The sequence below is a fragment of the Cyanobium gracile PCC 6307 genome, assembly GCF_000316515.1.
Taxonomy (GTDB): domain Bacteria; phylum Cyanobacteriota; class Cyanobacteriia; order PCC-6307; family Cyanobiaceae; genus Cyanobium; species Cyanobium gracile.
Map to the genome: position 1 here is coordinate 1,351,846 of NC_019675.1, position 19,973 is coordinate 1,371,818.

Below are 19,973 nucleotides of genomic sequence, written 5' to 3' on the forward strand. Positions count from 1 at the left end.
GCAAGGGGCGTTCCCTAGCCCATCCAACCCCGCAGCTTGCCCGGGTTCATCAGTCCGGCGGGGTCGAAGGCTGCCTTGGCCGCCACCTGATCGGCATCCACCACCCCCAGACCGCCATCCTCGACGGTGATCACGTGGGGATCGAAGGGCACCGCCCCCAGCTCGCGGCACTGGGCGACGAGGTCGGCCAGGGCCTCGGGCCCCTGCCAGCGCACCAGGGGCAGGGCCGTCAGCCGGGGCGCCCCCAGGTGGCGCACCGCCTCCAGGTGCCAGAGCACGTCGGTGCCCCAGCACCCGCGCACCGCCTCCAGCAGGGGCGCCTCCGGCCGGGGCAGCAGCAGCTGCAGGTAGGTCCAGTCGGGGGTCTGGGCCCGCCAGTGCAGGGTGGTGTGGTTCCAGGTGAGTTCCGCCAGGGGCAGGCCCCGCCCCCGACCCGGCTCCGGCCGCCGGCCCTGCCAGAGGATCCGGCCGCCCCGGGCCGCCAGCCAGCCGGGCAGCGCTTCCAGGCTGTCGGGGGCGGCATGCAGCAGCAGCCGGTGCTCGCCGGCGCTGGCGGCGGGGCAGCCGGCGGGCCAGGGCATGGCCGCCGCCACCGGGGCCTCCAGCAGGCAGAGGGCGTTGAGCAGCAGGGCGGTGGTGGGCAGTTCCCGGGCGGCCTCCAGGGCCTCCTCCCAGCGGTCAAACCCCACCACCAGCTGCTCCCAGGCCACCGCTTCGGTGGTGGCCAGCCGCAGGGCTGTGATGATCCCGTTGGTGCCGTAGGCGTGGTTGAGGGGGGCGCTGGCGGCGGCGTCGAGCCGCAGCAGCCGCGGCTCGGCCTCCAGGGTCACCACCTCCAGCCCCAGCAGGTGACCCGGATCGCGCAGGAACCCCCAGCGCAGGGACCCCAGGCCGCCCGACCCCCCGGCGATGAAGCCCCCGAGGGTGGCGCTGCGGTAGGTGCTGGGCGCCAGCCGCAGGGCCCGGCCGTGGGCCATCAGCAGGCCATCCAGATGGGCCAGGATGCAGCCGCACTCCGCCTCCACCACACCGGTGGCGGTGTCCACCGTCCGCAGCCGGTTCAGACCGCCCATGTCGAGCACCAGGCCCCCGGCCAGGGGCACGCACTGGCCGTAGTTGCCGGTGCCGGCGCCCCGCAGGGTCAGCGGCACCCGGTGGCGGGCGCAGGCCCCGGCCACCGCCATCACCTGCTCCAGTCGCTCCACCTTCACCGCCAGCTGGGCACGGCGGCCCTTCAGCAGCGGCTCCAGCACGGGGGAATAGTCGTGGAAGTCGGCCGAGAGCCGCCCCAGTTCCGCAGAGGCGTGGATCGGCGTCAGGCCCAGCGGGCTGGCACCCAGCTCGGCCGCCAGGGCCTGGATCCGTTCCGGATCGGCCGGCACGGGGAGCGTGCCCGGAAAGGCGGTGTCAGGCATGGCAGGCGGCCAGGGATGGGGATGGGTCTTCGCAGGGGGGCGGCTCCAGCCAGCGGCCGGCCCGCAGCACCCGCCGCCGGGGGGGGCGGGCCAGCAACTCGGCCCAGGAGGTGGCCCCCAGCACGACGAGATCGGCCGGGGCCCCCTCCCGCAGAACCCCGTCCCACTCCAGGCCCAGCAGCTGGGCCGCGGCGGTGCTGAAGGGGCTCAGCCCCAGGCGACGCCAGGGCATCAGATGGCTGGCGGCCAGGCTGAAACGCAGCAGGGCGATGGGGTCGAAATCCCCCCCGGGAAACCAGGGATCCTGCACATTGTCGGCCCCCACGGCCACGGTCACCCCGGCCTCCTGCAGCTGGCGGATCGGGGCCTGGGGCCGCAGGGACGGGGTGCGGCGGTGGTGCTTGCCCAGCAGCCAGAGATTGGTGGTGGGCAGGGCCACCACCCCCACCGCCGCATCCGCCATCGCCTCCGCCAGGCGGCGGCAGGGGCAGTCGGCCAGCAGGCCCATGCTGCTGGCGTGGCTGCAGGTGAGCGGCACCACGATGCGGTGTCGCAGCAGCAGCTCGCTCACCAGGGCCACGCCCCGGCCGTGGTCCTCGGCACTCTCGTCGACGTGCAGATCCACACCGCAGCCGAGGCGCTCCGCCAGCCGCAGCAGGGCCAACAGGCTGGCGCGGTCGGCCGGCGTGGAGCGGAACGGGGCGCCGAGCACCCCCCCCAGCAGGCCGCCGCGGGCGGCGACCCAGGCGGCGAACGCCTCCCCCTCGGCCGTGCGCCAGTGGCCCACCGGCACCAGGGCCACCAGCTGCAGCTCCACCCGGCCGCGCCAGCGGTCACGCAGCTCCAGCAGCACCTCCCAGCTGGGGGTGGCCCAGGGGCCAAGGCTGTCGATGTGGCTGCGGATCGCCCGCAGGCCGTAGCGCCAGGCCTGATCCAGGGCCCGCTCCCCCCGCCGGCGCACCGCCTCCGCCTGGCGGTCGGCCGCCTCCCGGCGGTTCGCCGCCATGGCGCCCGCCATGGTGCCCTCGGGATTGGGGAACGCCTCGCCGCTGAAGGCCTTGTCGAGGTGGGCGTGGGGCTCCACCAGCGGCGTGAGCGCCAGGGGCGCCGGCGAGCCGCCCTCCCCGTCGCCGCCGCCGGCTGCGGACAGCCCGTGGATGGCGCGGATCCGTCCGTCGCCATGCTCCAGCCGCACCGTCACCAGCCCCTGGTCGTCCGCAGCCGGCAGGGAGGCACAGGGGTCGAGCAGGAGCCTGGGGATCCGCATCGGTGGCAAGCAGCCGGGCGGAAGAGGCAGGCGGCCGCGCTGGGGCGCCCCGCTCACGGCATCGGGCTCCCCGGCGTGCTCTCGCCGGCGCTGAGGAGCACGAAATGGCCCGCCATCGCCAGGGTGACGGCGTCGTAGCGGGGGATGCTCCAGTTGGGCAGCACCTTCTCGCCCCCCAGCCGGGTGCCGTAGATGCTCAGCAGGCCGAAGTTGTAGCGGCGTGAATGCTCCCGGGCCAGGCGGCCCAGCACCTTGCGCTGGGAGCGCACCAGCTCTGGACAGTTCTGGATCAGCAACCGGGCCAGCAGCGGCAGCCCCTCGTCGCGGCACAGCTCCTCGCTGGCCAGTTCGGTGAGCTTCTCGGCGGCGAACTCCTCGAAGGCGGCCGGTCCGGGGTTGGTGACGGCAAGGCCGATCAGGCCCCCAGCCACGGCGGTGAGGCCCAGGAGGCCGGAAACGGTGCGGGTGGCGGTGGTCGGCGGTGGCAAGAGGGGGGGGCCGGCAGGCTCGCTTGATACATTGGCAAAGACCGCGGCGGGCGTCGCCAAGTGGTTAAGGCAGTGGCTTGTGGCGCCACCATTCGGGGGTTCGAGTCCCCTCGCTCGCCCTTCAGGCCCGGCGCTACGGCGTCGGGCTTCTTTCTTGGCTGAGCAGCAGCTCCATCAGGGCCTCGCCCCCCTGTCGCACCGGATCGAGACAGGGCAGCCCCGTCTCCATGGCCGTGGCCGCCAGCGCCGCCGCCGCCGATGGCCCGTCCAGGTGGGCGGTGTTCAGGGCGATGGCCACCACCCTGGGGGGCGGGGCGGATCCCGCCGGCCGGCCCAGGGCCGCCAGCGCCTCGACGGCGGCGATCACCTGGACGAGGGGGGGGAGGGGGAAGTCCGCCAGCCGCTGGATGGTGCGCTGGCCGGCGCGGTGCACCAGCAGCAGATCGGTGGGCTGGCTGCCCCGGATCAGGGGCAGGGTGGCACTCGAGCCCGGGTGGCAGAGGGAGCCCTGCCCCTCGACCAGCACCAGGGTGTCTGGGCCGGCCCCCGCGGCCGCGGCCAGGACCGCCCCCTCCACGGCCCCGGCCGCGTAGTCGATGCGCACGGCATCAAGGGCCACGCCCCCGCCGCTGATCAGGATGCCGGCCTGGCCGGTGCCCACGAAGCGGGCATCGCGGCTGCGGCGCCGGGCGGCGGCCAGCAGCTCCAGGCAGGCACTCATCTTGCCCACCGACATATCGGTGCCCACCGCCAGCACCCGGCGGCCCGGCAGTCCGGCGGCACGGCCGGAGGCCACCGTCAGGTCGGGGGGCTCCTGGCGCAGATCCCAGATCCAGCGCCCCGGCCGCACCAGGGCCGCCAGGGCCGGGTCGTCCCCCAGGCGGCTGTGCAGACCACTAGCCAGCGACAGCCCCGCCGCCAGGGCAGCCGCCACGTCGGCGCCCATGGCCGGCGGCAACCGGCCGCCGGAGGGGGCCAGCCCCACCACCGCCACCTGGGGAGCAAAGGGCAGCGCCTCCGCCAGGGATCCCACCACCGGCACGGGCCGGTCGATCCCGGTGAGCGCCCGTAGGTCAGCGCCGGGGTGGGCCGGATCCACCACCGCCACGATCGGGCCGTGGCGGTAGCGCAGCAGCGCCAGGCCCGTCTTGCCGCTGAGGTTGTCGAGGCCGCCGTGCTGCAGCAGCACGATCGGGACATCAGAGCCGAGCACGGCTCACCCCCAGTCCAGGGGAAGCACCGGGCACCAGCCGATCTCCCACCAGGGAAGGACCCACGAACGGGTCGTCCACCAGGTTGAGATGGCTGTCGAGGTCCGGCCAGCGCACCAGGGGCAGCAGCTGGGCGGCGGCCCCGTTGAGCAGGGCGCTGTCGGAGTAGCAGCCGAGCATCACCCCAAGCCCCAGGCGCCGCGCGGCCCTGGCCATCAGCAGGGCCTCCGCCAGCCCGCCGCTCTTGAGCAGCTTGATGTTCACACCGTCGACGTAAGGGGCGAGTCGCACCAGATCGGCCAGGTTCCAGCAGCTCTCGTCGGCCACCAGGGCGATGGGGCAGTCGAGCTCCAGGGCGGCAAACGCAGCGCAGTCGGCCTCCGGGTCCTCCAGGGGAGCCAGGGGCTGCTCCACCAGCACCACGCCCTGGGCGTCGAGCCAGCCCAGCATCGACCGGGCCTGCTCCAGGTTCCAGCCGCCGTTGGCATCCACCTGCAGCTCGCCGACCACCCCATGGCTCTGCCGGCGCCGCTCCAGCGCCTGGGCCACCGCCCGCACCAGGGCCCGGTCGTGGTCGAGGCCCTCCGGACTGCCGAGCTTGAGCTTGATGCGGCTGGCGGGCAGCTGCTGCCACCAGCGCTCCAGCCGCTCCAGCACCGCCGCCTCGCTGCCCAGGCCCAGGGTCACGCTGGTGGGGACGATCGCGCCGTCATCGAGGCCCCAGAGACGCCACAGGGGCTGGCCCAGCCGCTGCCCCCACCAGTCATGCAGGGCCAGATCGACGGCGCAGCGGGCCGGGGGCGACAGCGTCTCCAGCAGGGGGTCGAGGGCCTGGAACGGCTCCGGGGTGACGCTCTCGAGGGCCGGCAGGACAGCCTCCAGCTCGGCGGCCAGGTCGTCGGTGCGGTAGGCCCGGTGGCCGGTATCGAAGCCGCCGGTCTCGCCCCGGCCAGTGATGCCGTCGTGCTCGAGTTCCAGCAGCAGGTGCTCCACGGCGCCGGTGGTGCCGCGGCTGATGGCCAGGGGCACCGCCTTGGTGAGGGAAAAGCGGCTCAGGCGGCAGCGCATGCCAGAAAGGGGCCGGGAAGTTCACGCTGCCACAGCCGCCGCGCTGACGACGGCAGGGCGATAGCGGAAACTGGATCCCATGACAGCCACCGTTTCCGGCCCCCAGGCCGACCAGGCGCCGTCGGCACGGCGCGGCAGCTACTGGATCACCACCTTCGGCTGCCAGATGAACAAGGCGGATTCCGAGCGCATGGCCGGCATCCTCGAAACCATGGGGTACACCCCCGGGCGCGACGAGCACAGCGCCGATCTGGTGCTCTACAACACCTGCACGATCCGGGACAACGCCGAGCAGAAGGTCTACAGCTATCTGGGGCGGCAGGCCCAGCGCAAGCGGGCCAACCCCGGCCTGACGCTGGTGGTGGCCGGCTGCGTGGCCCAGCAGGAGGGGGAGTCCCTGCTGCGGCGGGTGCCGGAGCTGGATCTGGTGATGGGTCCCCAGCACGCCAACCGGCTCGAGGCGCTGCTCACCCGGGTCGAGACCGGCCAGCAGGTGGTGGCCACCGACGAGCACCACATCCTCGAGGACATCACCGCCGCCCGGCGGGACAGCGCCGTCTGCGCCTGGGTGAACGTCATCTACGGCTGCAACGAGCACTGCACCTACTGCGTGGTGCCCTCGGTGCGGGGCCGCGAGCAGTCGCGCCTACCGGAGGCGATCCGCCTGGAGATGGAGGGGCTGGCGGCGCGGGGCTACCGGGAGGTCACCCTGCTGGGGCAGAACATCGACGCCTACGGCCGCGACCTGCCCGGCATCACCGCCGAGGGCCGTCGGGCCCACACCCTCACCGATCTGCTGCGGGAGGTCCACGACGTGCGGGGACTCGAGCGCATCCGCTTCGCCACCAGCCACCCCCGCTACTTCACCGACCGGCTGATCGACGCCTGCGCCGACCTGCCCAAGGTGTGCGAGCACTTCCACATCCCCTTCCAGAGCGGTGACGACGACGTGCTGCGGGCCATGGCCCGGGGCTACACCGTGGAGCGCTACCGGCGGATCATCGAGCGCATCCGCCAGCGCCTTCCCGACGCGGCCATCAGCGCCGACGTGATCGTGGCCTTCCCCGGCGAGACCGACGCCCAGTTCCGTCGCACCCTGGCGCTGATCGCATCGATCGGCTTCGATCAGGTCAACACCGCCGCCTACTCCCCGCGGCCGGGCACGCCGGCGGCCGACTGGCCCGACCAGCTGCCGGAGGCAGTGAAGGTGGAACGGCTGCAGGAGCTCAACGCCCTGGTGGAGCGGGTGGCCTCCGAGCGCAGCGCCCGCTACCTGGGGCGGCGGGAGCAGGTGCTGGCCGAGGGGGTCAACCCCCGCGACCCGGGCCAGCTGATGGGCCGCACCCGCACCAACCGCCTCACCTTCTTCGCCGCCGACCCCGGCGATGGCCGCCCCTTCGCCCCCGGCGATCTGGTGGACGTGGAGATCGAGACGGTGCGGCCGTTCAGCCTCAGCGGCCGGCCCCTGGGCCGGGGCGGGATTCGCTGATACGTTTGGCCCTCTCTCCTGCGCCGATGGCCCCCACCCCCACCCGCGTCGGCCTGGTGTTCGGGGGAGCCTCCGGCGAACACGCCGTCTCGATCCTTTCGGCCCGCACCGTGCTGCGGGGCCTGCGCAGCGGGGCCAATGCCGAGCGTTACCGGGTCAGCAGCTTCTACATCGATCGCGGCGGCCGCTGGTGGCCCGATGTTGTGGCCGCGGCGGTGCTGGAGCGGGGCGTGCCGGCCGAACCCGCGGATCTGCCGGGACCGGCGGAGCCGGGGGGCTTCCGGGGCTTCCCCGACGGCGCCCTGGAGATGGAGGTGTGGTTCCCGGTGCTCCATGGCCCCAACGGAGAGGACGGCACGATCCAGGGACTGTTCACCCTGATGGGGGTGCCCTACGTGGGCTCCGGGGTGCTGGGATCGGCGCTCGGAATGGACAAGCAGGCGATGAAGGCCGCCTTCGCCGCCGCCGGCCTGCCCCAGGTGCCCTACGCCTGCGTCGCCGCCCACGAGCTGACCGGCGATGCCAGCGGGACAGAGGCCCTGCTGGAGCGGCTGGAGAGCAGCCTCGGCTACCCCTGCTTCGTCAAGCCGGCCAACATGGGCTCCTCGGTGGGCATCAGCAAGGCCAGCGACCGTGCCGGCCTGCTGGGGGGCCTCGAGCTGGCCGCGGGCCTCGACCGGCGGCTGGTGGTGGAGCAGGGCGTCAGGGCCCGGGAGCTCGAATGCGCCGTGCTGAGGCGGCCCGGGGGCCCGGGCGACGGCCTCAGCGCCTCGGTGTTGGGGGAGATCCGCTTCGACGCCGATTGGTACGACTACGAGACCAAGTACAGCGAAGGCCACAGCCACACCGTCATCCCCGCGCCCGTGGACGCGGCGGTGAGCGAGCGGGCCCGGACCATGGCGCTGGCCGCCTGCCGGGCGGTGGACGCCGGGGGGCTGGCCCGGGTCGACTTCTTCTACGACGAAGCCACAGGCAACCTCTGGCTGAACGAGATCAACACGCTGCCGGGCTTCACCAGCCAGAGCATGTACCCGATGCTGTGGGAGGCCAGTGGATGTCCTCTCCCCGACCTGGTGCACCAATTGGTGCTGGGCGCGGGAGGATCGGAGCTCCGGATGAACGTGGAAGGAACGGCGCCGTGATCCATGGCCTGCTCTGGCTGCCCCTGCTCGGCGCCTTCGTGCTCCTGGTGGCCCTCGGCTGGGTCGAGCGGCGGCGCCAGCAGCTGTTCCGCGACTGGGCCAACGGCGCCGAGCTCGCCAAGCTGGACGGCTGCGGGGCCGCCCGCCTCGTCGACGGGGAACTGAGCTGGAGCCGGTTCGTTGCCGGCAGCTTCCAGCCGGTGGGCCGGTTCAGCATCAAACAGCTGGAAATGGTCGAGCTGCTCTCCCTCAGCTCCGGGGAGGCCCCCCTCACCGAGGAGAGCGAAGGGGCCTGCCGCCTGCGGCTCGTCGGGGGCGGCCAGCAGGAGGAGCTGCCCTTCTCCGATGCCCGCCGGGCACGCACCTGGATGGATGAACTCATGGCCCGCTCCCGCTGCGAGCTGTGAAGCGGGTCCCCTCTTCGCAAGGAGCGCCCCCGTCACCGGGAGCGCCGCTGCCGCCAGGGGTCCTGCGCCGTAAGGAACTGCGCCGTCAGCGCCGCAGCGAGCGGCTGCGCCAGCTCTGGCGGATCCTGGTCTTCAGCGGCATGTCCGTCGGCCTGGGCTACCTGCTGCTGCGACAGGGCTGGACCCTGCGGGAGCCGAACCAGGTGGAGGTGCTCGGCAGCGCCGTGGTCAGCCGCGACCAGGTGATCGCGGCGGCGGGTCTGCGCTTTCCCCAGCCCCTGATGGGCCTGCAGCCCCGCCTGGTGGCCAGCGACCTGATGGGGGCCCTGCCGGTGGAGCAGGTGAAGGTGAGTCGGCTGATGCTGCCGCCGCGGCTGCGGGTGGAGCTGAAGGACCGGGAGGCGGTGGCCCGGGCGGTGCGGCGCACCGACCGCGGCCCGGAGATGGGCTTCGTCGACGGCCTCGGCAACTGGATCAGCATCCGCCAGCACATGGGCATCCGCAGCCAGGGGGACCTGTCCCTGCTGATCGTCGGCTGGAACGCCCGCCACCGGGCCGTGCTGGCCCAGGTGCTCAAGGAACGGGAGGCGCTGGGTTCCGGCCTGCAGGAGATCCGCTTCGAGCCGGACGGCAGCCTCTGGCTCAGCACCGCCCAGCTGGGCCGGGTGCGGCTGGGCCCCCCGGACGCCCGGCTGCCCCGGCGACTGGAGGTGGTTGCCCACCTCAGCCGCACCTTGCCGGCCACCATGAAGGGGGCCCGGCCCCAGCTGATCGACCTGACCGACCCGGAGCAGCCGGAACTCAGCCTGGGGGCCCGGGGGGCAAGCGGTTCACCGGCCCGGCCGGCGCCTCCCGCTCCCACGGCGCCCCGTCCCCCCGAACCCGCCGCCGAGGCGCCCCGGCCGGCTCCCGCCGGCACCCAGTGAGACCGGCGCTGGAGCCGGCGGCACCCCGGAGCGCCGCCAGACAATCCTCACAGGCCGTTGCGCCCTGCTGAGATTCGGTCCAATGTGATCTATCGGCAACTCTGGCTGAGCTGGCCACCGACATAATGCAGCCGCAGATCAACGGCCACACTCCCCCTCCCGCGATGTCGCGCGATCAGGACCGCCCATACCACGTCGATCTTTCGTCCCCGCAGGAGCCCCACGCGATGAGCCAGATCTCGCCCAGCAGCAACGGGATCGTCCCGAGCCAGTCGGCCCGGATCGAGGTGATCGGCGTGGGGGGAGGCGGCAGCAACGCGGTCAACCGGATGATCGCCACCGACCTCAACGGGGTGGGCTACCGGGTGCTCAACACCGACGCCCAGGCCCTGCTGCAGTCGGCGGCGGGCCAGCGCATCCAGCTGGGCCAGAAGCTCACCCGGGGCCTGGGGGCCGGCGGCAACCCGGTGATCGGCCAGAAGGCGGCGGAGGAGTCCCGGGCCGACCTGCAGCAGTCCCTGGAGGGGGCCGACCTGGTCTTCATCGCCGCCGGCATGGGCGGCGGCACCGGCACCGGCGCGGCGCCGATCGTGGCCGAGGTGGCCAAGGAGTGCGGTGCCCTCACCGTGGGCATCGTCACCAAACCCTTCGGCTTCGAGGGCCGCAAGCGGCTGCGCCAAGCGGAGGAGGGCATCGCCCGCCTGGCCGAGCATGTCGACACCCTGATCATCATTCCCAACGACCGTCTGCGGGACGCCATCGCCGGCGCGCCGCTCCAGGAGGCCTTCCGCGCCGCCGATGATGTGCTGCGGATGGGCGTCAAGGGCATCACGGACATCATCACCAGGCCGGGCCTGGTGAACGTCGACTTCGCCGACATCCGCTCGGTGATGGCCGACGCCGGCACCGCCCTGCTGGGCATCGGCGTGGGCTCCGGCCGTTCCCGGGCCATCGAGGCGGCCCAGGCGGCCATGAGCAGCCCGCTGCTGGAGTCGGCCCGCATCGACGGGGCCAACGGCTGCGTCATCAACATCAGCGGCGGCAAGGACATGACCCTGGAGGACATGACCACCGCCTCGGAGGTGATCTACGACGTGGTCGATCCCGACGCCAACATCATCGTGGGGGCGGTGGTGGACGAATCCCTGGAGGGGGAGATCCACGTCACGGTGATCGCCACCGGCTTCCAGAGCGGCGGCCATTACCGGCCGGAGCGTCCCGCCGCCAGCTTCGCCGACACCCTCACCCACACGCCGGAGGAGCGGGGGGCCATGATCCCGCCCTTCCTGATCAACCGCCAGAACCGGGTCGACTGAGCAGCGGCTTGGTCCGGGGGCTGTTGCTACGGCCCGTGATCGCGACCCGGCACCGAAGTCTTTAAGAGGGTGACCCGGAGTCCACGCCTGCCCTGAGCATCCCGTGTGGCTGCTCCCTTCCGGTCCTGACCAGATTTGGGCGTCAGAGCCGCGTGGGTCCGAGTCGGGTCGATGCTAGCAATGCCCCCTGCGAACCCCGTGCCGTGCCCCTGCGACCCGCTGATCTGACACGGCGCAAGCAGGCGGGCCTGCCGATCACCGTGCTCACCGCCTGGGACGCCCTCTCCGCCGCCGTGGTGGCTGGCGCCGGGGTGGATGCGGTGCTGGTGGGCGACTCCCTGGCGATGGTGGTGCTCGGCCACGCCACCACCCTGCCGGTGACCCTCGAGGAGATGCTCCACCACTGCCGCGCCGCCGGCCGGGGGCTGGCGGCGGCGGCGCCCCAGGATCCCCCCCTGCTGATCTGCGACCTCCCCTTCCTCAGCTACCAGTGCGGCATCGATGCGGCCGTGGCGGCGGCGGGCCGGGTCCTGAAGGAGACCCCCGCCGTGGCGGTCAAGCTGGAGGGCGCCGAACCCGAGACCCTGGCCGTGATCGACCGGATGGTGCGCAGCGGCATTCCGGTGATGGGACACCTGGGGCTGACCCCCCAGTCGGTGCATCAGCTGGGCTACCGCCGCCAGGCCGGCGATCCGGTCAGCCAGGAGCGGCTGCGGCGGCGGGCCCGGGCCCTGCAGGAGGCCGGCTGCTTCGCCCTGGTGCTCGAGCACGTGCCTGCGGAGCTCGCCACGGAGCTCAGCGCCGCCCTGGCGGTGCCGGTGATCGGCATCGGCGCCGGCGACGGCTGCGACGGCCAGGTGCGGGTGACGGCCGACTTGCTGGGCCTCACGACCCGCCAGCCCCCCTTCAGCCCGCCGCTGATGCAGGGCCGGGCCCTGGCGGTGGAGGTCCTAGGCCGCTGGGTCAGGGAGCAGGGGCCGGGTGCGCCTGGGGCGAGGGCCGTTCCAGCTCCTGCCACCAGGCCAGCATCTCCCGCAGCACCCCATTGCTGAGGGCCAGCCCCTGCGGATCGGCCAGCCGCCAGCGGGGCCCCTCGATGCGCAGCAGGCCGCGCCGCTCGTAGTCCCCGAGCCGCGCCCGCAGCCCGTCGAAGAGCGCGGGGGCCAGGCACTCCTGGCGGGCGAGCTGCTCCAGGTTCACCCCCTCCCGGCAGCGAAGCCCCACCATCAACCGCTCGTCGAAGGGCATCCCCTCCCCCTCCTCGCCCCCCTTCTCCACGCCTCCCTCAGCCACGCCTCCCTCCGCCGCCCCCCCCTTCTCTCCGCCGACCGCCTCGGCATAGCCGGCCCGGGTGCGGGGATGGGCCCGGCGGCGCCCGCGGGGGGCGCCGGTGGCGCCCATGCCGAACCCCCACCAGCCGGCACCGCTCCAGTAGACGCGGTTGTGCCGCGAAGCGTGACCGGGCAGGGCGTAGTTCGACACTTCGTAGTGGCCGTAGCCGGCGGCGCTGAGCCGGCTCCAGGTCAGGTCCATCAGGTCGGCGGCCAGATCCTCCGGCGGCAGCTCGAGCTGCCCCAGGGCCAGGCGCCGCTCGAAGACCGTGCCGGGCTCGATGCTCAGGTCGTACACCGACAGATGGGGGGGCTCCAGGGCGATGGCCTCGGCCAGCTGCCCCGCCCAGTGGGCCAGACCCTGCCGGGGCAGCCCCTGGATCAGATCCAGGCTCCAGCTGGCCAGCTCCCCCCGGCGGCGGGCCCGATGCAGCCAGTCCGCCGCCTCCCGCAGGTCCGCCCCCCGGTGGCGCCGGCCCAGGTCCGCCAGTACCCGGTCGTCGAAGCTCTGGCCCCCCAGGCTGACCCGGTTGATGCCCGCGGCCAGGTAGTCGGCCAGGCGGGCCTGATCGAAGCTGGCCGGATCCAGCTCCAGGGTCAGCTCCGCCCCCGGGGCCAGTCCGTAGCGACACGCCAGCGCCTCCAGGATGCCGGCCACCTGGGCGCCGGTCAGCATCGAGGGGGTGCCGCCACCGAGGTAGACGGTGGCCAGCGGCGGGCCGGCCGGGGAGCTGGCGATCTCCCGGTGGAGCAGGGGCAGGTAGGCGGCGATGGAGCCGGAGGAGGCCCCGTCGGCCCGATCCCCCAGGGGCACCACCGGGAAATCGCAGTAGAAACAACGCCGGTGGCAGAAGGGAATGTGGACGTAGGCGGATCGGGGATCCATCACGGGCGGTAATCCCTGGGACCCAAACGGCGGAAGATCGGCCAAGCTTCTTTCCATACCTGCCGGGCGGCCGAGGCGTCGGGACTTCGAAGCATGGTGGACACCCTCATCTTGCTGCTGTTCCTGATCTCAGGGGCAGCCACCGGCTGGCTCGGGGTTGACCTGCTGCCGGAACAACTGCTGCTGGAGGTGACCAACCAGGAGGGTCTGCGTTCGGTGATGGGGGGCTTCGGCGCCTTCTTCGGCCTGATCGCCGGCATCTTCTTCCAGCAGCTGCGGCGGCGCCTGATGGCCCAGGTGCGCAGCATGCCCACCGACCTGCTGATCAGCCGGGCGGTGGGCCTGATCCTGGGCCTGCTGGTGGCCAACCTGCTGCTGGCGCCGATCCTGCTGCTGCCCCTGCCCTGGGAGGTGGTGCTGGTGAAGCCGCTGGCGGCGGTGCTCAGCAACGTCTTCTTCGGGGTGCTGGGCTACAACCTGGCGGAGGTGCACGGCCGCACCCTGCTGCGCCTGTTCAACCCGGCCAGCACCGAGGCCCTTCTGGTGGCCGACGGTGTCCTCCTGCCCGCCAGCGCCAAGATCCTCGACACCAGCGTGATCATCGACGGGCGCATCCGGGGCCTGCTGGCCTCCGGGCTCCTGGAGGGCCAGGTGATCGTCGCCCAGGCCGTGATCGATGAACTCCAGGCCCTGGCCGACTCCTCCAACGGCGAGAAGCGGGCCAAGGGGCGGCGGGGGCTGAAGCTGCTCACCGAACTGCGGGAGAACTACGGCCGCCGGCTGGTGGTCAACAGCACCCGCTACAGCGGCAACGGCGCCGACGACAAACTGCTCAAGCTCACCGCCGACACCGGCGGCACCCTGCTCACCGCCGACTTCAACCTGGCCCAGGTGGCCCAGGTGCAGGAGCTGCGCGTGCTGAACCTCAGCGAACTGGTCATCGCCCTGCGGCCCGAGGTGCAGCCGGGCGATGGCCTGCAGCTCAAGATCGTGCGCGAAGGCAAGGAGGCCGACCAGGGCGTTGGCTACCTGGAGGACGGCACCATGGTGGTGGTCGAGGATGCTCGGCGCCGCATCGGCGAACGGCTGCCCGTCACCGTCACCGGCGCCCTGCAGACCCCCACCGGCCGCATGGTCTTCGCGCGCTGCGACCGCAGCCCCGAACGGCCCGGTGAACGGGGCAACGGCCGGGCTCCCGACAAGCAGGGCGGGAAACCCGTCGCCCTGCAGGAGCACCAGCCTCCTGGCCCCGGCTAGGCTCCTGCCTCACGACTGCTGGTGAGCGCGGATGACGGTGTCGGCCCCCTATTACGGCGATTCCGCGGTGATGCGCACACCGCCGCCGGATCTGCCGTCCCTGCTGCTCAAGGAGCGGATCGTCTATCTGGGGCTGCCCCTCTTCTCCGACGACGACGCCAAGCGCCAGATGGGCATCGACGTCACCGAGCTGGTCATTGCCCAGCTGCTCTACCTGGAGTTCGACAACCCCGAGAAGCCGATCTTCTTCTACATCAACTCCACCGGCACCAGCTGGTACTCGGGCGATGCGATCGGCTTCGAGACCGAAGCCTTCGCCATCTGCGACACCCTCCGCTACGTCAAGCCGCCGGTGCACACCATCTGCATCGGCCAGGCCATGGGCACCGCCGCCATGATCCTCTCGGCCGGCACCAAGGGCCAGCGGGCCGCCCTGCCCCACGCCTCGATCGTGCTGCACCAGCCCCGCTCCGGTGCCCGCGGCCAGGCCAGCGACATCCAGATCCGGGCGAAGGAAGTGCTGCACAACAAGCACAGCATGCTGGAAATCCTCTCGGAGAACACCGGCAAGAGCATCGACGAGCTCTCCCGCGACTCCGACCGCATGACCTACCTCACCGCCGAAGAGGCCATGGCCTACGGCCTGATCGACCGGGTCCTGACCAGCCGCAAGGATCTGCCGACGGCCGCCCCAGTGGCGTGACGCACCAGCTGGGCTGAGCCCCCCGAAGGGCCCCGCCCGACCCTCACCGACACCCGGCCACCGGCCACCCCTCTCCACCTCCTCCTCTCTCCGGCTCCGAACGGGAGCCTTCCCGCCATGCCCATCGGCACCCCCAGCGTTCCCTACCGCCTCCCCGGCAGCCAGTACGAGCGCTGGGTCGACATCTACACCCGTCTCGGGGTGGAGCGGATCCTGTTCCTGGGCCAGGAAGTGACCGACGGGATCGCCAACAGCCTGGTGGCCCAGATGCTGTATCTCGACTCCGATGACAGCTCCAAGCCGATCTACCTGTACATCAACTCGCCGGGCGGCTCGGTGACCGCCGGTCTGGCGATTTACGACACCATGCAATACGTCAAATCCGACGTGGTGACCATCTGCGTCGGGCTGGCGGCCTCCATGGGGGCCTTCCTGCTGGCGGCAGGCACCAAGGGCAAGCGGCTGGCCCTGCCCCACAGCCGGATCATGATCCACCAGCCCCTGGGTGGCACCAGCCAGCGCCAGGCCAGCGACATCGAGATCGAGGCGCGGGAGATCCTGCGGATCAAGGACATGCTCAACCAGTCGCTGGCCGGAATGTGCGGCCAGCCGCTGGAGAAAGTCACCAAGGACACCGACCGCGACTACTTCCTCAGCGCCGCCGAAGCCAAGGAGTACGGCCTGATCGACCGGGTCATCGCCCACCCCTCGGAGGCCTCCGGCGGCTGAGTCGCCGGCCGTGGGCGCCAGAGGCCCGCGCGGACGCACACCTAAAGTCTGCGTTTGCCCTGCCCGCCGCCCGGAATGGCCCAGCTCTTCTACGACTCCGACGCCGACCTCAGCCTGCTGACCGGCAAGACGGTGGCCATCATCGGCTACGGCTCCCAGGGCCATGCCCACGCCCTGAACCTCAAGGACAGCGGTGTCAACGTGGTGGTGGGCCTCTACGACGGCAGCCGCTCGGCCGCCAAGGCACGGGCCGACGGCCTCGAGGTGCTGAGCGTCGCCGACGCCTGCGCCAAGGCCGACTGGATCATGGTGCTGCTGCCCGATGAGGCCCAGAAGGCCGTCTACGAAGCGGAGATCGCGCCCCACCTCAGCGCCGGCAAGGTGCTGAGCTTCGCCCACGGCTTCAACATCCGCTTCGGGCTGATCCAGCCCCCCGCCGATGTGGACGTGGTGATGATCGCCCCCAAGGGGCCCGGCCACACCGTGCGCTGGGAGTTCCAGAACGGCCAGGGCGTGCCCGCCCTGTTCGCCATCCAGCAGGACGCCTCCGGCAACGCCCGCGCCCTGGCGATGGCCTACGCCAAGGGCATCGGCGGCACCCGCGCCGGCATCCTGGAGACCAACTTCAAGGAGGAGACCGAAACCGACCTGTTCGGTGAGCAGGCGGTCCTCTGCGGCGGTCTGAGCGAGCTGGTGAAGGCCGGTTTCGAGACCTTGGTGGAGGCGGGCTACCAGCCCGAGCTGGCCTACTTCGAATGCCTGCACGAGGTGAAGCTGATCGTCGACCTGATGGTCAAGGGCGGCCTCACCGCCATGCGCGACTCGATCTCCAACACCGCCGAGTACGGCGACTACGTCAGCGGCCCCCGGCTGATCACCGCCGACACCAAGGCGGAGATGCGGCGGATCCTGGCCGACATCCAGGACGGCACCTTCGCCCGCAACTTCGTGGCCGAGTGCGAGGCGGGCAAGCCCGAGATGGCCAAGGCCCGCGAGCGCGATGCCGCCCATCCGATCGAGCAGGTGGGCAAGGGTCTGCGCTCCATGTTCAGCTGGCTCAAGGCGGCCTGATCCCCTGCCGATGCGCCAGCGCCTGCTGCCCCTGTGGGTCCGCCAGCAGGCAGCGGGCAGCTGCTTCGATTTCGGCCTGCTGCTGACCGCCGCGGCCGATGCCCGCCTGGCCGGCAGTCTGGGGATGGGCCTGATCGCCCAGCTGATCGGCCTGGGCGGCAGCCTGCCGATCCAGCTGGCGGCCTTCCTGGGGGCGGGTGTCCTGCTGCCCCTGCTGCAGCGCCGCCGGCCTTGAGCATCGCCCTGCTTGTGCTGCTCGCCTGCGGGCTCGACCGGCTGCTGGGGGACCCGCTCTGGTCGCCGCACCCCGTCCAGGTGATGGGAGCCGCCATCGCCGGCCTGCGCCGGGCGGTGGAGGCCTGGGCCGGTGACGCTCCCCGACGCCTGCGGCTGGGGGGCCTGCTGGTCACCCTGCTGGTGGTCGGCGCCAGCGGCCTGGCGGGCTGGGGCCTCGAGGACCTCGCCCGGCGGATCCCTGCGGTGGGGGTGCCCCTGCTGGTGCTGGGCCTCGCCAGTGCCCTGGCGGGCGGCAGCCTGGGGCGGGCGGTGCGGGCTGTGCTGGTGGCGCTGCCCGACCTGCCCCTGGCCCGGGCCCGGCTCGCGCGGATCGTGGGCCGCCAGGTGAGCCATCTGCCGGAGACGGAGATCCTGCGGGCCGCCGCCGAAACCGCCGCCGAAAACGCCGTCGACGGCCTGTTCGCCCCGCTGTTCTGGATGCTGGTCGGGGCGGCGCTGCTACCGCTGGGGCCGGCCCCGCCTGCGTTACCGCTGCCGGGCCCCCTGGCCCTGGCCTGGGGCTTCAAGGCCGCCAGCACCCTCGATTCGATGCTGGGCTACCGCCATGGGCGGCTGCGCTGGCTGGGCACCGCCGGTGCCCGCCTCGACGACCTGCTCACCTGGATGCCCACCCGGCTGGTGGCCCTCAGCCTGCCCCTGGCGGCGGGCCGGCCCGGGCAGACGCTCCGCTGGCTGCGGGCGGCCCTGCGGGACGGGGCCCCCGACCCCTCCCCCAATGCCGGCGTCTCGGAGGCGGCCTTCGCCCATGCCGCCGGGGTGCGCCTTGGCGGGGCCAACGCCTACGCCGATGGGGTGCGCATCAAGCCCACCCTGGCCGCAACGGGCCGCCCCCCTGACCGGACCGGGGTGGAGCGGATCCTGGCCCTGGGCGATCGACTGGAAGGGCTCTGGCTGCTGGTGGCCCTGCCGGCCCTGGCCCTGATCGAGGCCGGATGCCCCCCCCGCTGAGGCGAAGGGGCGGACCTCCGGCGTTCAGTAGGCGCCGCGGTCGCGGGGGTCGAGCATGACGCCGATCGTGCGCAGGATGATGCGCAGATCCATCAGCAGGGTGCGGCGGCGGGCGTAGCGCACATCCAGCCGGACCCGCTCGGGGTAGCTGAGGTTGTTGCGGCCGGACACCTGCCACAGTCCCGTCAGGCCGGGACGCACCGACAGCACTTCGTCCATGCGGCTGCCGTAGCGCTCGAGCTCGCTGTTCACGATCGGACGGGGGCCCACCACGCTCATCTCACCGCGGAGCACATTGAGGAACTGAGGGAGTTCATCGAGGCTGGAACGGCGCAGGAACTTGCCCAGACGGGTGATGCGAGGGTCGTTCTTGAGCTTGAAATCGTTGCGAAACTCCTCATCCAGATCCGGGGATTCGGCCAGCAGCTTGGAGAGCAGGCGATCGGCATCCCGCCGCATGGTGCGGAACTTGATGCAACCGAAACTGCGGTAATCGCGGCCCACCCGTTGCTGCACGTAGAACACCGGCCCGCGGGAGGTGACCTTCACCAGCAGGGCCAGGGCCAGCAGCACAGGCGAGCCGAGGGTGAGAACGGTGAGCGAGAAGAGGATGTCACCGGAACGCTTGACGATGCGATCGCGCTTCGACTGAAAGGCGATCAGCTCTTCCGCGGTGAGCACCTGCGCCGGAGCCGTCACAAGCTGACCAGAGGCGTAGGGGGTCCCGATGGAAGAGAGCATGGGGGACGAGTTCGTTAGAAGAAGTTAAGGATCAGCCCGTGCAGAACTCCATGCCGCAGGGCCACTCAGATCAGAGGCACAGGACGGCGAAGGCGGCGAAGGTGCTGCTGCCACAGCTGGTCGAGCAGCGTTTCCATACGGCGCCGGAAGACCGCCGGGGCGAAAACCTCCGCCCGGCGCCGCTGCCCTTCCGCCGGCAGGGATCGCCACAGCCGGCCCGCCTCGAAGTGCTCCAGGGCCGCCGCCAGGCTGGCGGCGTTCTGCTCCGGAAACAGCAGACCGGTGGGGGAGGCGTTCCCGTCGCTGAGGCAGCACACGCTGTCGAGCACCCCGCCCTGGCCGAAGGCGATCACCGGGGCACCGGCCGCCATCGCCTCCACCGGCGCGATGCCGAAATCCTCCAGGCCGGCATAGACGTAGGCCCGCGCCCGCTCCAGCCAGGCGGCGGTCTCCTGGTCCGGCAGGCGACCGAGGAAGCGGGTGGCCGGGCCCGCCATCGCCTCGAGCCGGCGCCGCTCGGGACCGTCACCCAGCACCACCAGGGGCAGACCGGTGCGCCTGAAGGCCTCCACCACCACATCCACCCGCTTGTTGGGCACCAGCCGGCAGAGGCTGACGTAGACCTCGTCCCGGGGCTGGTCCCAGCGGAAGCGCTCCACCGCCACGGGGGGCGGCAGCACGTGGGCGCGCCGGCGCCAGAAGCAGCGGATGCGGCGGGCGGTGAAGCGGGAGTTGGCCACCAGCGCATCCACCCGGGCGCTGCTGACCACGTCCCACTGGCGCAGCTGGTGCAGCTGCAGCCGCACCAGGGGACCCAGGGGCCCGCGGGCCAGGGCCGAGCGGGCCAGGTAGGTGTGCATCTGATCCCAGGCGTAGCGGGCCGGGGTGTGCACATAACTGACGTGCAGCTGGTCCGGACCGGTGAGCACCCCCTTGGCCACCAGATGGCTGCTGCTGATCACCAGGGGGTGGCCGGAAAGGTCGAGCTGCTCGATCGCCAGGGGCAGGAGCGGCAGATACTGCTGGACGTGGCTCACCCCCCTGGGCAGGCGCTGAATGAAGCTGGTGCGGATGCGGCGGCCGGCCAACCAGCTGCCGGGGCGGGAACTCTCGCCATCCACCAGGGCGAACAGGACCGGGGGGGTACCCCGGCTGGCCAGGAGCCGGTCGAGCTCCTCCACCACCTGCTCGGACCCACCCACCGAACGGGGGGTGAACCACTCGTGCACCAGGGCGACTGGGCTGGGGAAGGCCTCCATGGCAGGCACCGTAGGCGCCAGT

The 19,973-nt window shown here is 72.3% G+C and carries 20 protein-coding genes, 1 tRNA gene and 1 other RNA gene; 13 read left to right on the forward strand and 9 right to left on the reverse strand.

The features are described 5' to 3' along the window. Positions 1 to 14: 14 nt before the first annotated feature. The 3 genes from CYAGR_RS06345 to CYAGR_RS06355 are packed head-to-tail and all read right to left on the reverse strand — an operon-like array spanning position 15 to position 3,170. Positions 15 to 1,415: an FAD-binding oxidoreductase gene (locus tag CYAGR_RS06345; RefSeq protein ID WP_015108969.1), complete on the reverse strand. Its 1,401-nt coding sequence runs from the start codon at positions 1,413 to 1,415 to the stop codon at positions 15 to 17. Further along, on the reverse strand, positions 1,408 to 2,682 hold the full coding sequence (locus CYAGR_RS06350) for an amidohydrolase family protein (RefSeq protein WP_015108970.1): 1,275 nt from the start codon (positions 2,680 to 2,682) through the stop codon (positions 1,408 to 1,410). Before CYAGR_RS06350 ends, CYAGR_RS06345 begins: the two co-directional genes overlap by 8 nt. 53 nt (positions 2,683 to 2,735) lie before the next feature. Further along, positions 2,736 to 3,170 (reverse strand): DUF4359 domain-containing protein, encoded by a 435-nt coding sequence (locus CYAGR_RS06355; RefSeq protein ID WP_015108971.1) that lies wholly within the window; start codon positions 3,168 to 3,170, stop codon positions 2,736 to 2,738. Positions 3,171 to 3,216: 46 nt separating this feature from the next. Here CYAGR_RS06355 and CYAGR_RS06360 point away from each other — a divergent pair. Continuing rightward, positions 3,217 to 3,289: transfer RNA gene (locus tag CYAGR_RS06360), tRNA-His, on the forward strand. A gap of 14 nt (positions 3,290 to 3,303) precedes the next feature. Here CYAGR_RS06360 and CYAGR_RS06365 read toward each other — a convergent pair. Further along, on the reverse strand, positions 3,304 to 4,383 hold the full coding sequence (locus tag CYAGR_RS06365; RefSeq protein ID WP_043325506.1) for a DUF1611 domain-containing protein: 1,080 nt from the start codon (positions 4,381 to 4,383) through the stop codon (positions 3,304 to 3,306). Further along, entirely contained in the window at positions 4,370 to 5,449 is a 1,080-nt protein-coding gene (locus tag CYAGR_RS06370) for a dipeptide epimerase (protein ID WP_015108973.1), read from the reverse strand. The genes CYAGR_RS06365 and CYAGR_RS06370 overlap by 14 nt, the downstream gene beginning before the upstream one ends. A gap of 79 nt (positions 5,450 to 5,528) precedes the next feature. On the opposite strand from CYAGR_RS06370, the gene miaB reads away from it, so the two are divergent. From miaB to ftsZ, 5 genes are all read left to right on the forward strand, one after another. Then, complete coding sequence (miaB, locus tag CYAGR_RS06375) at positions 5,529 to 6,938, forward strand: tRNA (N6-isopentenyl adenosine(37)-C2)-methylthiotransferase MiaB (protein ID WP_015108974.1); 1,410 nt, start codon at positions 5,529 to 5,531, stop codon at positions 6,936 to 6,938. A 26-nt stretch (positions 6,939 to 6,964) separates the two neighbouring features. Further along, positions 6,965 to 8,080: a D-alanine--D-alanine ligase family protein gene (locus CYAGR_RS06380; protein ID WP_015108975.1), complete on the forward strand. Its 1,116-nt coding sequence runs from the start codon at positions 6,965 to 6,967 to the stop codon at positions 8,078 to 8,080. Then, positions 8,077 to 8,487 carry a hypothetical protein gene (locus tag CYAGR_RS06385; protein WP_015108976.1) on the forward strand — a complete coding sequence of 137 codons (411 nt, stop codon included), beginning with the start codon at positions 8,077 to 8,079 and terminating at the stop codon, positions 8,485 to 8,487. Before CYAGR_RS06380 ends, CYAGR_RS06385 begins: the two co-directional genes overlap by 4 nt. After that, positions 8,484 to 9,413 (forward strand): cell division protein FtsQ/DivIB, encoded by a 930-nt coding sequence (locus tag CYAGR_RS06390; protein ID WP_015108977.1) that lies wholly within the window; start codon positions 8,484 to 8,486, stop codon positions 9,411 to 9,413. The genes CYAGR_RS06385 and CYAGR_RS06390 overlap by 4 nt, the downstream gene beginning before the upstream one ends. 227 nt (positions 9,414 to 9,640) lie before the next feature. Further along, entirely contained in the window at positions 9,641 to 10,729 is a 1,089-nt protein-coding gene (ftsZ, locus tag CYAGR_RS06395) for a cell division protein FtsZ (RefSeq protein WP_015108978.1), read from the forward strand. A gap of 68 nt (positions 10,730 to 10,797) precedes the next feature. Here ftsZ and ffs read toward each other — a convergent pair. Then, positions 10,798 to 10,894, reverse strand: an RNA gene (gene ffs, locus CYAGR_RS16215) — signal recognition particle sRNA small type. Between the two features lie 44 nt (positions 10,895 to 10,938). On the opposite strand from ffs, the gene panB reads away from it, so the two are divergent. Beyond that, positions 10,939 to 11,781 carry a 3-methyl-2-oxobutanoate hydroxymethyltransferase gene (panB, locus tag CYAGR_RS06400; protein ID WP_043326684.1) on the forward strand — a complete coding sequence of 281 codons (843 nt, stop codon included), beginning with the start codon at positions 10,939 to 10,941 and terminating at the stop codon, positions 11,779 to 11,781. Here the strand turns inward: panB and hemW are convergent. Further along, on the reverse strand, positions 11,693 to 12,946 hold the full coding sequence (gene hemW, locus CYAGR_RS06405; protein ID WP_015108980.1) for a radical SAM family heme chaperone HemW: 1,254 nt from the start codon (positions 12,944 to 12,946) through the stop codon (positions 11,693 to 11,695). The two genes, panB and hemW, sit on opposite strands and share 89 nt — an antisense overlap. Before the next feature lie 93 nt (positions 12,947 to 13,039). Between hemW and CYAGR_RS06410 the strand changes: the two genes are divergently transcribed. The 6 genes from CYAGR_RS06410 to cbiB all read left to right on the forward strand — a co-directional run bounded on the left by CYAGR_RS06410 (position 13,040) and on the right by cbiB (position 17,951). Further along, the gene (locus tag CYAGR_RS06410) at positions 13,040 to 14,203 is read left to right on the forward strand and encodes a PIN/TRAM domain-containing protein (protein WP_015108981.1); all 1,164 of its coding nucleotides are present in this window, start codon (positions 13,040 to 13,042) and stop codon (positions 14,201 to 14,203) included. Positions 14,204 to 14,234: 31 nt separating this feature from the next. Then, a complete protein-coding gene (locus CYAGR_RS06415) occupies positions 14,235 to 14,906 on the forward strand; it encodes an ATP-dependent Clp protease proteolytic subunit (protein WP_015108982.1) in 672 nt (223 codons plus the stop codon). Positions 14,907 to 15,023: 117 nt separating this feature from the next. Then, entirely contained in the window at positions 15,024 to 15,635 is a 612-nt protein-coding gene (locus CYAGR_RS06420) for an ATP-dependent Clp protease proteolytic subunit (RefSeq protein WP_015108983.1), read from the forward strand. A gap of 75 nt (positions 15,636 to 15,710) precedes the next feature. Continuing rightward, positions 15,711 to 16,706: a ketol-acid reductoisomerase gene (gene ilvC, locus CYAGR_RS06425; RefSeq protein WP_015108984.1), complete on the forward strand. Its 996-nt coding sequence runs from the start codon at positions 15,711 to 15,713 to the stop codon at positions 16,704 to 16,706. A 10-nt stretch (positions 16,707 to 16,716) separates the two neighbouring features. Then, positions 16,717 to 16,941: a hypothetical protein gene (locus tag CYAGR_RS06430; protein ID WP_015108985.1), complete on the forward strand. Its 225-nt coding sequence runs from the start codon at positions 16,717 to 16,719 to the stop codon at positions 16,939 to 16,941. Beyond that, a complete protein-coding gene (gene cbiB, locus CYAGR_RS06435) occupies positions 16,938 to 17,951 on the forward strand; it encodes an adenosylcobinamide-phosphate synthase CbiB (RefSeq protein ID WP_015108986.1) in 1,014 nt (337 codons plus the stop codon). Before CYAGR_RS06430 ends, cbiB begins: the two co-directional genes overlap by 4 nt. Before the next feature lie 24 nt (positions 17,952 to 17,975). Here cbiB and CYAGR_RS06440 read toward each other — a convergent pair whose 3' ends face one another. Both CYAGR_RS06440 and CYAGR_RS06445 read right to left on the reverse strand, forming a co-directional pair. Further along, positions 17,976 to 18,692, reverse strand: a complete 717-nt coding sequence (locus CYAGR_RS06440) for an undecaprenyl-phosphate galactose phosphotransferase family protein (protein ID WP_015108987.1) — start codon at positions 18,690 to 18,692, stop codon at positions 17,976 to 17,978. 65 nt (positions 18,693 to 18,757) lie between these two features. Beyond that, positions 18,758 to 19,951 carry a glycosyltransferase gene (locus CYAGR_RS06445; RefSeq protein ID WP_015108988.1) on the reverse strand — a complete coding sequence of 398 codons (1,194 nt, stop codon included), beginning with the start codon at positions 19,949 to 19,951 and terminating at the stop codon, positions 18,758 to 18,760. Positions 19,952 to 19,973 lie beyond the last annotated feature (22 nt).

What these genes read in the sequence shown, in the direction of transcription:
- CYAGR_RS06345 (WP_015108969.1), bottom strand. Translation starts at nt 1,415, where the DNA reads ATGCCTGACACCGCCTTTCCGGGCACGCTCCCCGTGCCGGCCGATCCG.
- CYAGR_RS06350 (WP_015108970.1), bottom strand. Translation starts at nt 2,682, where the DNA reads ATGCGGATCCCCAGGCTCCTGCTCGACCCCTGTGCCTCCCTGCCGGCT.
- CYAGR_RS06370 (WP_015108973.1), bottom strand. Translation starts at nt 5,449, where the DNA reads ATGCGCTGCCGCCTGAGCCGCTTTTCCCTCACCAAGGCGGTGCCCCTG.
- miaB (WP_015108974.1), top strand. Translation starts at nt 5,529, where the DNA reads ATGACAGCCACCGTTTCCGGCCCCCAGGCCGACCAGGCGCCGTCGGCA.
- CYAGR_RS06380 (WP_015108975.1), top strand. Translation starts at nt 6,965, where the DNA reads ATGGCCCCCACCCCCACCCGCGTCGGCCTGGTGTTCGGGGGAGCCTCC.
- ftsZ (WP_015108978.1), top strand. Translation starts at nt 9,641, where the DNA reads ATGAGCCAGATCTCGCCCAGCAGCAACGGGATCGTCCCGAGCCAGTCG.
- hemW (WP_015108980.1), bottom strand. Translation starts at nt 12,946, where the DNA reads ATGGATCCCCGATCCGCCTACGTCCACATTCCCTTCTGCCACCGGCGT.
- CYAGR_RS06410 (WP_015108981.1), top strand. Translation starts at nt 13,040, where the DNA reads ATGGTGGACACCCTCATCTTGCTGCTGTTCCTGATCTCAGGGGCAGCC.
- CYAGR_RS06415 (WP_015108982.1), top strand. Translation starts at nt 14,235, where the DNA reads ATGACGGTGTCGGCCCCCTATTACGGCGATTCCGCGGTGATGCGCACA.
- CYAGR_RS06420 (WP_015108983.1), top strand. Translation starts at nt 15,024, where the DNA reads ATGCCCATCGGCACCCCCAGCGTTCCCTACCGCCTCCCCGGCAGCCAG.
- ilvC (WP_015108984.1), top strand. Translation starts at nt 15,711, where the DNA reads ATGGCCCAGCTCTTCTACGACTCCGACGCCGACCTCAGCCTGCTGACC.
- CYAGR_RS06430 (WP_015108985.1), top strand. Translation starts at nt 16,717, where the DNA reads ATGCGCCAGCGCCTGCTGCCCCTGTGGGTCCGCCAGCAGGCAGCGGGC.
- CYAGR_RS06440 (WP_015108987.1), bottom strand. Translation starts at nt 18,692, where the DNA reads ATGCTCTCTTCCATCGGGACCCCCTACGCCTCTGGTCAGCTTGTGACG.
- CYAGR_RS06445 (WP_015108988.1), bottom strand. Translation starts at nt 19,951, where the DNA reads ATGGAGGCCTTCCCCAGCCCAGTCGCCCTGGTGCACGAGTGGTTCACC.